Source organism: Pseudomonas sp. PDM20, from assembly GCF_014852575.3.
Taxonomy (GTDB): Bacteria; Pseudomonadota; Gammaproteobacteria; order Pseudomonadales; family Pseudomonadaceae; genus Pseudomonas.
Genome location: NZ_CM181224.1, coordinates 4,036,066 through 4,049,152 on the forward strand (window position 1 = coordinate 4,036,066; position 13,087 = coordinate 4,049,152).

The following is a 13,087-nucleotide window of genomic DNA, read 5'->3' on the forward strand; positions in this document are numbered from 1 at the left end:
GGGCGCCCCGGTTGTCGCTCACTACTTGGCGCCCTGCTTCATCTTCGCTTCGATCTTCGCGTCAACTTCCTTGCGCACCGACTCGATGCTGAAGCTGGCCGGTTTCTGGCTCGGCGGGTACTCGACGAAGGTCTGCAGGAAGGCGGCCGCCTTGCGTTCGCCCTGGAACAGCAGGTAGTCGTTCTTCGCCAGCCAGTCGTAGTACTGGTCGGAGACCGTGTCCGCGCGCTCGTACGGGTCCATCCGCAGGTTGAACAGCTTGGGCACCCGCAGGCAGGTGAAGGGCTCGCTCCAGACCTTGAAGCCGCCCGGCGCGCGCTGCTCGCAGAACACCAGCTTCCAGTTGCCAAAGCGCATACCCACCAGGTCGCCGTCATCGCTGAAGTAGTAGAACTCGTCACGGGCGCCCTTGTCGGTCTTGCCAGTCAGGTAATCCAGCTGGTTGAAGCCGTCCAGGTGCACCTTGAAGTTCTTGCCGCCGACATCGGCGCCCTTGAGCAGGCGCTCCTTGATGTCGGTGTCGCCCACCGCGGCCAGCAAGGTCGGGAACCAGTCCAGCCCCGAGAACATCTGGGTGGAGACGGTGCCCGGCTTCACATGGTTCGGCCAGCGGATCATCGCCGGCACCCGGTAGGCGCCCTCCCAGTTGGAGTTCTTCTCGTTGCGGAACGGCGTGGTCGCGGCATCCGGCCAGGACCATTGGTTCGGACCGTTGTCGGTGGTGTAGATGACGATGGTGTTGTCGGTAATCTTCAGGTCATCCACCGCCTTGAGCAGCTTGCCGACATCACCGTCGTGCTCGAGCATGCCGTCGGCGTACTCGTTGCCCGGCATACCGCTCTGCCCCTGCATGGCCTCGCGCACGTGGGTGAAGGCGTGCATGCGCGTGGTATTCATCCAGACGAAGAACGGCTTGTCCGCCTTCACCTGCTTGTCCATGAAGTTGATCGCAGCCTGGGTGGTGTCGTCGTCGATGGTCTCCATGCGCTTCTTGTTCAGCGGACCGGTGTCCTCGATCTTGCCGTCGGCGGTCGCCTTCAGCACACCGCGGGGCGAGGCGGCCTTGGTGAAGGCCTCGTCGTCCTTGGGCCAGTACGGACGCTCTGGCTCCTCCTCGGCGTTGAGGTGGTACAGGTTGCCGAAGAACTCGTCGAAGCCGTGCTTGGTCGGCAGGTATTCGTCGCGGTCGCCCAGGTGGTTCTTGCCGAACTGGCCGGTGGCGTAGCCGTGGGCCTTGAGCGCCTGGGCGATGGTGACATCGCGGTCCTGCAGGCCCACCGGCACGCCGGGCATGCCGACCTTGGACAGGCCGGTACGCAGCGCCGCCTGGCCGGTGATGAAGGTGGAGCGGCCGGCAGTGCAGCTGTTCTCCGCGTAGTAGTCGGTGAACATCATGCCTTCCTTGGCGATGCGGTCGATGTTCGGCGTCTGGTAGCCGACCACGCCGAAGGCGTAGGCGCTGATGTTGGTCTGGCCGATATCGTCGCCGAATATCACCAGGATGTTCGGCTTGTCCGCCGCACTGGCGACCGAGCACCCCACTATCGCCGTCGCCGCGAGGGCGAACCGCGATATCCATCTTCCCGTGCGCTTCATTGGTGTTTCTCCCTTCCAGTTACTCATCGTTTGCCACGACTGCGTCACTGGAGATGCCGACTACCTGGCTGGAAATCCCCGTGTCCCTGCGGTTCGCCTGTTGGCTTGCTATTGATCGAACGGATAGATCCGCTTCCACTCCCTTGCCATGTCCACTACTACCCAGTCCTTGCTCTTGGCCATGTCGAGCGCCTTGTCCAGGCGCCCGACCTTGCTCTGCCGATCGTAGGCCCACTCGCGTTTTTCATCGGTGTGGTGCACCAGGCCGGCAAAGCGCAGCCCTTTGCCCGCGGTGGTCCATTGCAGCATCTGCAGGTCGCCGTCGGAGTTGCCGAAGGCCAGGATCGGCCGACGGCCAATGATGCTGTCGATGCTCTCCGGCTTGCCGGGGCCGTCGTCGTTGTGCACCAGCTTGGGCAGGCGCTGGATCGACAGTTGGCCGTTGCGGTCCTCGAAGCGGCTGCCCAGGGTGGTGCCGATCACCTGTTCGGGCGGGATGCCGTAGACCTCCTCGGCGAAGGCACGCATGAACGCCACTTCGCCGCCGGAAACGATGTAGGTCCTGAAGCCGTTGGCGCGCAGATAATCCAGCAACTCCAGCATCGGCTGGAACACCATCTCGGTGTAAGGCTTGTGGCTGCGCGGATGGCGGGCGCTGGCCAGCCAGCTGCGGGCGTTGGCGATGAACTCGTCGGTGCTCACGCCCGCATGGGTGGCGGCGACTATCTCCAGGATGCCCTGCATGCCGCTGTCGGCCAGGGCCTTGTGGTCGCCTTCGAGCACCGCCTTGAACGGCTGCTTCTCTTTCCATTCCGGGTGCTGCGGCGCCTGCCGTTTCACTTCGTCCAGGGCGAAGAGCACCTGGAAGTACATCGGCTGCTCGCTCCACAGGGTGCCATCGTTGTCGAACACGGCGATGCGCTCGGCCGGCGGCACGAAGTCCTTGCCGCCCTGCTGGGTCACCGCCTCGACGAAGGCGACGATGGCCTGCCGCGAGGGGCCGTCGTTCCATGAGGGCAATGCGTCTGCCGCGCGGACCAGGAACGGCATGCCCAGGAGCAGCAGGAGCAGCCAGCGGGCCATCGGTGGAGCGAGTTTCGAATGCATGTCACATCCCTGGATCACGGATTCAAGGGTTTGAGAGCGTGGGCCGGCAAGTCCGTCGGCTTGCCCTGGCCCAGTTCCCGGCGGATATCCGGCAAAGCCTGGATCAGTGGTTGCGGCCCCGCGCCGGGCTGCGCGCCCGGACGCCCGTAGCGGGCCCTTAGGAACGCTAGCAAAGGATTGACGGCTTTGATGGTGCGATTGGGAATTGCAGCACTCATTTCACGACAACCGTTCGTCCGACGAAGCCAGAGATAAAGCGCCCCCACTTGCGGCGGCTCGCCTTCGAGTTGCTGGCGGACCTGTCGCCAGGCATAGGCTGGCGAGTCCCGCCAGGCCTGACGGCGGCGCTCGATAGCAGCCCGGGCAGCCACGCGCAGCGGCCCGCCCCAGGCGCGTACGGCGTAGGCAACGGTTGCGAGCAGCGCCAACCCGGCGGCCAGCGCCAGCCAGTGACTGGCGATGCGCACCTGCGCCCGGCGGCCCAGTTCACGCAGATCGTCACTGATCGAGAATGGCGCCTGGTAGACAGCCGCACCGCTGGCCGACAGTTTCAATGCGGGAAGCGAGACCGATTGCTCCTCGCCAGTGTCCGCCGCCCACCAGTGCAACTCGATGGCCGGCAGCAGGAAGTCACCCGGCCGGCTGACCACATAGGTCGCCGCGTCCATGCGCTCGCCACCCAGCACATCGCCACGGCCGTCGCTGAGGGGCTGCACGGTTGGCGATTGCAGGTAGCGACGCAGCCCTTCCGGTTCGGCGAAATCCGCTGCGGGAATCAGCATGGCCTGGGCGCCCTCGGCGCGGACATGCACCTTGCGCGTCACGCTGTCGCCCACCCGCAGCGGCTCATGGGACTTCGTGAGTTCCTGGCTGATGGTCACCCGGCGCGCCACCAGGCGCTGCGCCGATTCGCTACCTGCGCCGGCGGGTTGGCGTGCCGTGAAGTGCAGCGCTTCGCTGTGCACCTGGATCGCACCACTGCCCTGCCCCGGCTGGACCTGAATGTCCAGCGGCGGGATGTCGAAGCCACGTGCCGTTTGCGGGGTGATCTGGTAGTGGAAGCGCAGGCCGAAGAAGGTCTTGCCATCGATCTTCTCGGTGAGGTGCGTGGCCTCGCTGGCCGGTTCGGAGACCAGTGCGCCGGCCAGTTTCAGCGGCGGCAGTTGCGGCGGCTGGCTGAACCAGGTGTCCACCAGCAGATCGACCTGCAGGCTGAGCGTGCCGCCGACCATCGCCGAATCCCCCGGCAACAACTGGGTGCGGACCCTCACCTCGGGCTCGGCGGCCAGCCCGAGCAGCGGCAGGCACAAGAGCAGAGCGGCGAGCACGTGCTTCATGATCCCGCCCCTTTTGCCGCGTCCTGCAGCATGAACTTGCGGCGCAGGAACTGCGCCGGCGACGTGCTCAGGTTGTTCAGCCATTGCTCGTCCGACTCGGCCGCGCCTTTCTTGAGCACCACGTTCTTGCCCTTGTCGGCCGTATTGTCGAAGACTTCCTGATCGGGCTTCTCGCCCGGCGGGCCGGCCTCCTGCTGGTCCTCGCGATCCTTCTCCAGCGCCTGGGCCAGCGCCAGGTTGGCCGTGGCCTGCGGGAAGTCGGCCTGGCGCTTCAGCGCCTGGCGATAGGCGCCGATGGCCTGGTCGAACTTCGACAGGCGCACGTAGGTGTTGCCCAGATAGAAGTAGGCCTGCGCCGTATCCAGCCGGGCGAAGCTGGCCAGGGCCAGCGGGTAGTCCGCCGCGTGATAGGCAGCCACCCCCTTCCAGAACGGATCGCGGAACTGCGCGGCCGCCTGCGGATAGTGCCCGTGCTCGAATGCCCAGCGCCCCTGCTGATCCGCGGTGAAGAAGGCATCGGCGAGCACTCCCGCGCGCGCCGGCTCAGGCAGGCCGCCCAGGCTGGCGGCGAGCAGCAGCGCGCTCAGCCAGTGCACCTTCCAGCCTTTGCGCACGCTCAGCAGCACGAGCAGCAGCAGGGGCCAGCAGAGCCAGTAGCCAGCATCCTTCCAGTGCAGTTGCTGATCATCGCCCTGGGCGGCCTGGAAGTGCTGCTGGGCGTGCAACTCGATCCAGTCCAGGTCATCGTCGTTGAGGGTCAGGCTGCCCAGGGGCGCATCGGCGGCGTCCGCCAGGCCCTTGAGGCCTTCCGCATCGAAGGTAGCGAGCAAGGGGCGCCCCTCGGAGTCCCGCTGCCCACCGGCGAGCAGGCCGCCGTCCTGGCTGCCGACCGCCAGCACCAGCACCTGCAGGTCGCTGCCACGCAGCGCCTTGTCGATGGCATCGAACTGCCCCTTGTCGGCGCCATCGGTGAGCAATACCAGTGTGCCCGGCGAATGCTCGGCGGCCAGCAGCTGCACGGCTTTCTCGATGGCACCCAGCGCATCCTTGCCTTCGCTCTGGATCAGGCCGGGCGAAAGCGCCTGCAGGAAGCTGTCGAGCAGCGCCGCGTCCTGGGTTGCGGGCAGCACCAGGTGCGCGCTGCCGGCGTAGGCGATCAGTGCCGCGGAACTGCCCGGCCGGCGAGCGATGAGGTCGTGCAACTTGTGCTTGGCCGCCTCGATGCGTGAAGGCGGGACATCATTGGCGGCCATCGAGGGCGACAGGTCCAGCGCCAGGATCAGCGGCGCGCGGTTCTCCATGAAGGCCGGGCGATCCTGCTCCCAGGTCGGACCGGAAGCGGCCACGCCGCCAACCACCAGCAGCGCACCCAGCAGCTGCACCGGTCGCACGCGGTGCTGGTCGACCGGCGTGATCACCAGGTGCTGCAGCAGGTGGGGCGCGATGATCCCGTCGAGGCGACGCGCCAGGTCGTGGCGGCGACTCCAGAGCAGCGGCAGCAGGATGCCCGGCAGCAGAAGCAACAGCCATACCGGGCGGAGGAAATGGAAGGCGCTGAGATCGATATCCATCAGCCCTCCGTTTCCTGGCCGACCTGCGCCGCACGCGGAACGGCCAGCCGCCCGGCAATGGCCGCCAGCACATGCGCCACCAGCAGCAACAGCAAGGCAGCGCCCAGCGGCAGCCAGAACAGGTCGCGCTTGGGTTGGTGGCTGAGGGTTTTCACCTGGTGCGGGGTGATCTGGTCCAGCGTCGCGTAGACCTCCTGCAACGCCTCGCGGTCGCCCGCGCGGAAGAACCGTCCGCCGGTGGTATGGGCGATATCGCGCAGGGTCTGCAGGTCCACCTTCGACTCGCCGCTGGCCTCGGGGTCGCCGATGCCGATGGTGTGCACCACCACACCGCGCTCATGGGCCATGGCCGCGGCGTGGCTCGGCGTGATGGCACTGCCGGTGTCGTTGCCGTCGGTGAGCAGGATCAGCACCTTCTGCTGCTCCGGCGCCTTTTCCAGCAGCTTCAGGGTCAGCCCGATGGCATCGCCCAGGGCGGTGTTGGGCCCGGCCATGCCGATGCCCACTTCGTCCAGCAGCATCAGCAGGCTGGCGTGGTCCTGGGTCGGCGGCGATTGCGCGAAGGCGCCGGTGCCGAAGACGATCAAGCCGATGCGGTCATCCTTGCGCTGGCCGATGAAGTCGCGCACCACGCCCTTGACGATGCTCAGACGATCCACGCGATTGCCTGCGGCATCCCGGTAGTCGCTGGTTTCCATGGATTGCGAGATGTCGATGGCCAGCATCAGGTCGCGGATCGGCTGCACGCGCTGGATGGGCTTCTCCACCAGCACCGGGCGCGCACAGGCGAGCAGCACCAGTGCCCAGACCAGCAGGTTGAGCGGCAACTGCCAGCGCCCGCCAGCGGTGCCGCCACGGCTTGGCTCCTGGCCCGCGGCGTGGCTCATGGCGGCGAAGAACGGCACCCGCAGGGCGCTGCGCGACTCGCGGTAGGCCGGCAGGTAGCGCCAGGCGAGCCAGGGCAAGGGCAGCAGGAGCAGCAACCAGGGGTACTCAAGCTGCCACATGGTGCACCTCGACCCATTGCCGGCAGGCCGACAGCAGCGCCTGTACCTCCTGCTCGTCCATATTCGCGACCCTGGAGTCAGGTGCGTACGCCAGCAGCGTCAGTTGCCGCTGCAGATCGGCCGGCAGCGCCGCCGGGGTGCGTGCCTGCAAAAAGGCCTGCCAGTCAGCACCGCCCAGGGGCGCCGAAGCAGCACCATCGGGCATCGACAGCGCGACACGCTTGACCAGAATCGGCAACTGGCGCAGCGCGGCCAATCGATGGGAAGGCTCTCTGATGGCCGCACCGAGTTCATCGAGCAAGGCCAGCGCCTCGCGCCGGTAGCGATCACGCTGCCATTTCCGGTAGCGCCAGAAGCCCCATGTCGCCAGGAGCAGCAGCAACACGATGGCGAGCCAGACCCAGGCCCAGGTCTGCGGCCAGTAGCTGACCAGCGGAGCCGGCGGCGCCAGTTCCTGGAGTTGATCGATGCTGGGAATGCTCATCGCGCCAGGCGCCCGAGTTCGCCGCGCAGCTGCTCCAGGGCGTCGCGGCCGCTGCTGAACATCATCAGCGGCACCTGGCTGCGGCGCAGCAGCGTCGCGACATCCTTGAGCCGCCCGGAAAGAAACTCACCCAGCGGCCGGTGGACCTGGCGCCGGCCCACTTCCAGCTCGACCTGCAGCTCGCCCTGGGTGACCGTCACCCGTCCCTTGTCGGGCAGCTGCAGGGCGATGGGGTCGAAGACCTGAAGGGCCAGCACGTCGTTGTGCGCACTCAGCTGTCGCAGCAGTTGCAACGTCTGCTCGGTGACGCCGGCGAAGTCGCTGATGATCACCACCAGGCTGTCGTGTCCGGCCACGCCCAGGCACTGGCGCAGCACACGGTCCAGCTGCCCCGGCGAGTCCTCGTCGCTGTGCGTGGCGTGCAGCGCGTGGTTGTAGCGGACGATGGCCGCGCACAGCGCCTCTACCCGCGCCCGGCTGCGCAGGGGGCGGATGTACTCGATGTGTCGGTCGCCGAACACCAGGCCGCCGACCCGGTCACCGGCCTGCAGCGACATCCAGCCGCCGAGCGCTGCAAGCTCTGCGGCGAGCACCGACTTGAAGCTGCGCCGGGAGCCGAAGTACATGCTCATGCGCTGGTCCACCAGCAGCAGGGTCGGCCGGTCGCGCTCCTCGGTGTAACTGCGCACGAAGGGCTTGCCGTAGCGCAGCGAGGCGCGCCAGTCGAGGTGGCGCAGGTCATCGCCGGGGTTGTACTGGCGCAGTTCGTCGAAGCTCAGGCCGCGCCCGCGCAGGCGCGCGGCGTGGCTGCCGGAGAGCACGCTGGAAAGCGGTTGCCGCGACACAAAGCTCAGCCCGCGCACGCGGTGCTCCAGCAGCATCAGCTGCGGCAGCGACGCATAGACAAAACCATCGGCAACCGGCTGCGATTCGGCCATGGAAACCCTCCTCAGGCCGGGATCGCCACTTTGTCCAGCAGACGGTCGATCACCTGATCGGCCGCCACGCCATCGGCAACGGCGTCATAGGACAGCAGCAGCCGATGGCGCAGCACGGGGTGTACCACGGCACGTACATCGTCGGGCGTCACGTAGTCGTTACCCGCCATCCAGGCGTGGGCGCGGGAAACCCGGTCCAGGCTGATGCCGCCGCGCGGGCTGGCGCCCACCTTCAGCCAACGGGCCAGGTCGGCGTCGTAGTCGGCCGGACGGCGCGTGGCGTTGATCAGGTCGATGAGGTAGCGGTCGATGGCCTCGGAAACATGCACGTCGCCGACTTCCTTGCGGGCCTCGAACACGGCCTCCTGCGCGAGCGGCGTGATCGCCTCGGGCGGCGTGCCGGACTGCTGGCTGCGCTCCTCGGCGCGCACCAGCTGCAGCACGCGGGATTCGTCCTCGCCCCGTGGGTAGTCGATCAGCAGCTTCATCAGGAAGCGGTCCATCTGCGCCTCGGGCAGCGGATAGGTGCCTTCCTGCTCGATCGGGTTCTGCGTGGCGAGCACCATGAACAGCCCGGGCATGCGGTGGGTCTGCCCGGCCACGGTGATCTGCCGCTCTTCCATGGCTTCGAGCAGTGCCGCCTGGACCTTGGCCGGGGCGCGGTTGATCTCGTCGGCGAGGATTACGTTGCCGAACAGTGGCCCGGGCTGGAATTTCAGCTGGTTGCCCTGCTCGGTCTGCTGAAGGATTTCCGCACCGGTGATGTCCGAGGGCAACAGGTCGGGGGTGAACTGGACCCGGCTCATCCGCGCATCGAGGTGCTGCGACAGGGTCTTTACGGTACGGGTCTTGGCCAGGCCCGGGAGACTTTCCAGAAGGACATGACCATTGGCCAGAAGGCCCAGCAGGATGTGCCGGACGGTTTCTTCCTGGCCCAGCACCTGCGCCGAAACGGCGGCCTCCAGGGCTGCAATCTGTTCACGCGTGGACACGGGTTTGTTCCTTGTTCCGTCGATTCGGATTCCCTGCCGATGGCGTGCTGGAGCTGCGCTCCAGACACACTGCCGTGCCACCGCCTGCCCGTTACTCTAGCAACTGCTTTCCGCCGCGCCATGCTGGCACCTGTCGTGAAATGAGCAAGCCAGCACAAAGGCCGCCTGGACTGCGCTCGTAGAAGCAGGGACCGTGTCCGCGCCGGGCCAGTTGGCCCAGTACCGTTTACTCGGCCTCGCGCCACCGACGGCGGGCGTGCTGGTAGGCGTCCTGGTCACCGTAGCCCAGGCGTGTAGCGATCTCGCCGGCAGTCAGCCCCTGCAACTCGAAGTGCTGCTCCAGCTCGCCACGAACCAGGTCCAGCAACTGGCGGAAGCTCAGCCCCTGCTCTTCCAGGCGTCGGCGCAAGGTCCGCGCGCTCTGGTGCAGGGCCACAGCCTGCTCCTCCAGGCCGGGCACCCGCCCTTCAGCGAGGGCCCGGCGCATGTTCCGCGCCAGCTTCCCGGCCCAGCCACTGAGCTGCCGCTGGCGGCCCAGGCGACGCTCCAGCTCCTGGCAGATGATCTCCAGCATGCCGGCGTGGCGGCTTGCCAGCGCTCTGGTCAGGTCCTCTTTCGCGTAGTACAGGCGATTGCCGCGACCGGAAAACGTCACCGGCACGCCGAACGCCTCAGCGTACCGGGCGTGATAGGCCGGGCGCGGGTGGCTGAACTCCACGCGCAAAGGTGTGATCGGGCAGCCGCTGGCCTCACGCATCACGGTGAGGCTCATGACGAAGTAGTGCTCGACGGTGAAACGCGCGAGATCGGCCGGGGCATCGATCATCACTTCCACCCCGGCGCCATTCTCGTCCTCGACGTAGTCAATGGTGTCCATGTCCGACGCCAGTCGCCCGTATCGCGCCCAGAGCTGCAGCGCCTCGCCGATGCTGGCGCAGTAGCCGGCGGAGATCGCCAGGATGTGGCGGTCCTGTGCCGTGAACTGGCCGAACAGGTGCAGACCGATGGCGGGGTCGTGCTGCTGGGCCTCGGCCAGCAGCTCCTCCAGGGCGACCATGCTGTAGTCGCCCTCGCGATGCCGGCGCATGCCCAGCAGGTAACGCTCCAGCACCAGCCCCAGTGAACCACGGTGGTAACGCTGCGGATTGGCCACTTCTCGGGGATTTCTGTCCATTTCACGCCTGACGTGGGCCGAGCCCTTGTTTTCTTATTGTGCTTGCCGCGCCCCGAAGGGCAACCAAGAAGCCAACAAGAAGAGAGTGCCATGAACTCTGAACTGCTCGCCAATAATCCGACCCCCGTGGTGGTCGCGATCTTCATTGCCTTCATACTGCTGGAAATGGCCTGCGCGTGTTTCCGCCAGCCCGCTTCCCGGCGCCGCGACGCCCTGGTGGAAATCTTCGGCTCGGGCATCCTGCTGCTGGTCACCTTCCCGCTGATCCTGTTCACCACCAACCACCTGCTGGGCCACTTCGCCCCGCAATTGCAGGGTCGCCTGGCCGACCTGCCGTGGTACGCCGCCCTCGGCCTGTTCCTGGTGCTCGACGACATGACGCAGTACTGGTGGCACCGCCTGACCCACCGCGTTCCCTTCCTCTATGCCCTGCACCGCGCCCACCATTCGGCGCCGTATATGAGCATCCGCATCGTCTATCGCAACAACAGCTTCTACTACCTGCTGATGCCGGGCATCTGGCTGACCAGCGCACTGGTCTACCTGGGGCTGGCCAACTTCTACTACGGCTACCTGATCGTGAAGATGCTGGTGATCTTCGGCGCACACAGCAGCGTCGCCTGGGACGACAAGCTCTACAACATCCGCGTGCTGCGCCCGCTGATGTGGCTGCTGGAGCGGACCATCTCGACGCCTGCCACCCACTCCGCGCACCACGGCCTGAACGCCGAGGACGGCGTGACGAACTACAAGGGCAACTTCGGCAACCTGCTGTTCTTCTGGGACGTGCTGTTCGGCACCGCGAAGATCACCCGCCGCCGCCCTCCGGCCTATGGCATCGAGGACATGCATCCGGTGAGCTGGCAGCAGGAAGTGTTCTGGCCGCTGGTGCGTGATGCACAACCACAGACACAGTCCCAGGATGCAACGGAGATCGCCCGATGAACCTGAACGTCACCCTGATCGCCGGCTCCAGCCAGCAATCGAGCCAGTCCGCCAAGGTCGCCCGCTATCTGGCCGAGCGCCTGCAGGCGCTGGAAATCTGCAGCAGCGCCAGCGTCGTCGACCTCGGCCGCACCCCGCTGCCACTCTGGCCAGCGCCGATCGAAGACCACGCCTGGGTAGAGCAGACCGGGCAACTGCAGCGTGCCGACGCCCTGGTGGTGATCTCGCCCGAGTGGCACGGCATGGCCTGCCCGGCGCTGAAGAACCTGTTCCTCTACGCCGGCTATGCCGAGCTGGCGCACAAGCCGGCGCTGCTGGTGGGCGTGTCGGCGGGCCTGGGCGGCTCCTACCCGCTCTCCGAACTGCGCGCCTCCAGCTACAAGAACTCGCGCATCTGCTACCTGCCCGAGCAGTTGGTCATCCGCCAGGTCGACCAGGTGTTGAACACCGTCGAACCCGCCGGGGAAGACGACCTGCGCATCCGCCGCCGGTCCGACTGGGCCCTGCGCGTGCTCAGCGAATACGCCCACAGCATGAAGGGCCTGAAGGAGCGCATCCAGCTCGAGCACCGCGACTTCCACAACGGTATGTAGCGGCCACGGAGAGAGTCTCCGCGCTGGTGCGCTAGCTGACTGTCGCAAAGCTCTGCAAATCAGCCAGCAGCATCAGACGCTCGGAGAGGCCGCAGCACCGGGTGCTCGGCGGCCCGGTCGACGAGTTCCGCGCAGATCAGGCAGGCGACATCAGGTCACTGAAGACCTGCAGATGGTGGTCATCGTCACCCAGCTGGCGGGCCACCATCAGCAGGTGCTTGGCATGGTGCGAGAGCTGGTATTCCCAGGCCAGGCCGATGCCGCCGTGGAGCTGCACACTCTCGTCGGCGATCATGCGGGCTGCGCGGCTGACGATGTACTTGGCCGCTGCCAGGGCACGGCTGCGCTCGATGCTACCGGGTTCATCGGCCAGGCACGCGGCGAGCAGCGCCATGGAGCTGGCCTGGTCCAGTTCGATACGCAGGTCGACCATGCGGTGCTGCAGGGCTTGGAACTTGCCGATGACGTTGCCGAACTGCTGTCGCGTCTTCAGGTAGTCGAGGGTCAGCACACAGGCCGCCTCCATGCTGCCGACTGCCTCGGCGCACTGCGCGGCGATCGCCCGTCCCTGCTGGTAGCGCAGCGCGGCCAGCGCGCCGCCTTCCGCGCCCAGCAGGGCGGCGGTGGGCACGACCACCTGGTCCAGGTACAGCTCGCAGGCCATGCGCTCGTCCAGCGTGGGATAGTCCCGGCAGCACACGCCGGGGCTTTCGGGGTCGACCAGGAACAGGCTGATCCCCGCCTCGTCCAGCGGCTCACCCGCGGTGCGTGCCGATACCAGGATCAGCCCGGCGCTCTGTCCGCCGAAGACCACTCGCTTGCGTCCGCCCAGCCCTCTCCAGGGTGGGCGGACATATACCGACAAAGGTTAATAGAGCAGTCTTTCAGATACGGTCTATCGTCTTCGTGGCTCCTTCCAACCGTGACCACAGAGACCTATAGATGGCGCATCCATCCCGTACACAGACACTCACCAGTCGCTTCGATTTTACCACCACGCTGGCGCGCCTCCACGAGGCACTGGACTCGCACGGGGTGACCGTGTTTGCGGATATCGATCAAAGAGCGGCTGCTCTGCAGGCCGGGACCTCGCTGCGCCCGACGCAACTGATTCTGTTCGGCAATCCCAAAGGCGGCACTCCGGCCATGCAGGCCAACGCCCATGCGGCGGTGGAGTTGCCACTGCGCGCGGTGGTCTGGGAAGACGAGCAGGGTGCGGCGCATATCGATTACCAGGATGCCGCCAGCGTCCTTGCTACGGAGTACGGTTTGCCGCCGGAAATCGCAGCACCGCTGGCTGTGGTGGGGCCGCTGTTGCGCGGCGTGGCTGGCTTGGACTGACG

General features: G+C 66.7%; 12 protein-coding genes and 1 pseudogene. 3 read left to right on the top strand and 10 right to left on the bottom strand.

The genetic code is table 11. The features are described 5' to 3' along the window. Positions 1 to 21: 21 nt before the first annotated feature. From IB261_RS18300 to IB261_RS18340, 9 genes are all read right to left on the bottom strand, one after another. Positions 22 to 1,596, bottom strand: a complete 1,575-nt coding sequence (locus tag IB261_RS18300; protein ID WP_081518446.1) for an arylsulfatase — start codon at positions 1,594 to 1,596, stop codon at positions 22 to 24. 108 nt (positions 1,597 to 1,704) lie between these two features. Continuing rightward, positions 1,705 to 2,703 (bottom strand): HAD family hydrolase, encoded by a 999-nt coding sequence (locus IB261_RS18305; RefSeq protein ID WP_151187572.1) that lies wholly within the window; start codon positions 2,701 to 2,703, stop codon positions 1,705 to 1,707. A gap of 14 nt (positions 2,704 to 2,717) precedes the next feature. Continuing rightward, positions 2,718 to 4,040, bottom strand: coding sequence for a BatD family protein (locus IB261_RS18310; RefSeq protein ID WP_192381429.1), 1,323 nt, complete (start codon positions 4,038 to 4,040; stop codon positions 2,718 to 2,720). Then, positions 4,037 to 5,611, bottom strand: a complete 1,575-nt coding sequence (locus IB261_RS18315) for a VWA domain-containing protein (RefSeq protein WP_192381428.1) — start codon at positions 5,609 to 5,611, stop codon at positions 4,037 to 4,039. The genes IB261_RS18310 and IB261_RS18315 overlap by 4 nt, the downstream gene beginning before the upstream one ends. Next, positions 5,611 to 6,618 (bottom strand): VWA domain-containing protein, encoded by a 1,008-nt coding sequence (locus IB261_RS18320; RefSeq protein ID WP_081518450.1) that lies wholly within the window; start codon positions 6,616 to 6,618, stop codon positions 5,611 to 5,613. Before IB261_RS18320 ends, IB261_RS18315 begins: the two co-directional genes overlap by 1 nt. After that, positions 6,605 to 7,102, bottom strand: coding sequence for a DUF4381 domain-containing protein (locus IB261_RS18325; RefSeq protein WP_081518451.1), 498 nt, complete (start codon positions 7,100 to 7,102; stop codon positions 6,605 to 6,607). The genes IB261_RS18320 and IB261_RS18325 overlap by 14 nt, the downstream gene beginning before the upstream one ends. Then, positions 7,099 to 8,040 carry a DUF58 domain-containing protein gene (locus IB261_RS18330; RefSeq protein WP_192381427.1) on the bottom strand — a complete coding sequence of 314 codons (942 nt, stop codon included), beginning with the start codon at positions 8,038 to 8,040 and terminating at the stop codon, positions 7,099 to 7,101. The genes IB261_RS18325 and IB261_RS18330 overlap by 4 nt, the downstream gene beginning before the upstream one ends. Positions 8,041 to 8,051: 11 nt before the next feature. Then, on the bottom strand, positions 8,052 to 9,032 hold the full coding sequence (locus IB261_RS18335) for an AAA family ATPase (RefSeq protein ID WP_192381426.1): 981 nt from the start codon (positions 9,030 to 9,032) through the stop codon (positions 8,052 to 8,054). A gap of 226 nt (positions 9,033 to 9,258) precedes the next feature. Further along, complete coding sequence (locus IB261_RS18340) at positions 9,259 to 10,206, bottom strand: AraC family transcriptional regulator ligand-binding domain-containing protein (RefSeq protein WP_192381425.1); 948 nt, start codon at positions 10,204 to 10,206, stop codon at positions 9,259 to 9,261. 90 nt (positions 10,207 to 10,296) lie between these two features. On the opposite strand from IB261_RS18340, the gene IB261_RS18345 reads away from it, so the two are divergent. Together IB261_RS18345 and IB261_RS18350 are read left to right on the top strand one after the other, a co-directional pair. Continuing rightward, on the top strand, positions 10,297 to 11,151 hold the full coding sequence (locus IB261_RS18345) for a sterol desaturase family protein (RefSeq protein WP_151187579.1): 855 nt from the start codon (positions 10,297 to 10,299) through the stop codon (positions 11,149 to 11,151). Beyond that, entirely contained in the window at positions 11,148 to 11,744 is a 597-nt protein-coding gene (locus IB261_RS18350; RefSeq protein WP_081518456.1) for an NADPH-dependent FMN reductase, read from the top strand. The genes IB261_RS18345 and IB261_RS18350 overlap by 4 nt, the downstream gene beginning before the upstream one ends. A gap of 136 nt (positions 11,745 to 11,880) precedes the next feature. Here IB261_RS18350 and IB261_RS18355 read toward each other — a convergent pair. Further along, a pseudogene (locus IB261_RS18355) lies at positions 11,881 to 12,576 on the bottom strand (acyl-CoA dehydrogenase family protein); the annotation flags it as partial. Between the two features lie 110 nt (positions 12,577 to 12,686). On the opposite strand from IB261_RS18355, the gene IB261_RS18360 reads away from it, so the two are divergent. Further along, a complete protein-coding gene (locus IB261_RS18360; protein WP_192381423.1) occupies positions 12,687 to 13,085 on the top strand; it encodes a DUF302 domain-containing protein in 399 nt (132 codons plus the stop codon). The last annotated feature ends 2 nt before the right edge of the window (positions 13,086 to 13,087 follow it).

Bases quoted from the DNA above. Each gene is read 5' to 3' on its own strand.
- IB261_RS18300 (WP_081518446.1), bottom strand. From the start codon at position 1,596: ATGAAGCGCACGGGAAGATGGATATCGCGGTTCGCCCTCGCGGCGACG.
- IB261_RS18305 (WP_151187572.1), bottom strand. From the start codon at position 2,703: ATGCATTCGAAACTCGCTCCACCGATGGCCCGCTGGCTGCTCCTGCTG.
- IB261_RS18310 (WP_192381429.1), bottom strand. From the start codon at position 4,040: ATGAAGCACGTGCTCGCCGCTCTGCTCTTGTGCCTGCCGCTGCTCGGG.
- IB261_RS18315 (WP_192381428.1), bottom strand. From the start codon at position 5,611: ATGGATATCGATCTCAGCGCCTTCCATTTCCTCCGCCCGGTATGGCTG.
- IB261_RS18320 (WP_081518450.1), bottom strand. From the start codon at position 6,618: ATGTGGCAGCTTGAGTACCCCTGGTTGCTGCTCCTGCTGCCCTTGCCC.
- IB261_RS18325 (WP_081518451.1), bottom strand. From the start codon at position 7,102: ATGAGCATTCCCAGCATCGATCAACTCCAGGAACTGGCGCCGCCGGCT.
- IB261_RS18330 (WP_192381427.1), bottom strand. From the start codon at position 8,040: ATGGCCGAATCGCAGCCGGTTGCCGATGGTTTTGTCTATGCGTCGCTG.
- IB261_RS18340 (WP_192381425.1), bottom strand. From the start codon at position 10,206: ATGGACAGAAATCCCCGAGAAGTGGCCAATCCGCAGCGTTACCACCGT.
- IB261_RS18345 (WP_151187579.1), top strand. From the start codon at position 10,297: ATGAACTCTGAACTGCTCGCCAATAATCCGACCCCCGTGGTGGTCGCG.
- IB261_RS18350 (WP_081518456.1), top strand. From the start codon at position 11,148: ATGAACCTGAACGTCACCCTGATCGCCGGCTCCAGCCAGCAATCGAGC.
- IB261_RS18360 (WP_192381423.1), top strand. From the start codon at position 12,687: ATGGCGCATCCATCCCGTACACAGACACTCACCAGTCGCTTCGATTTT.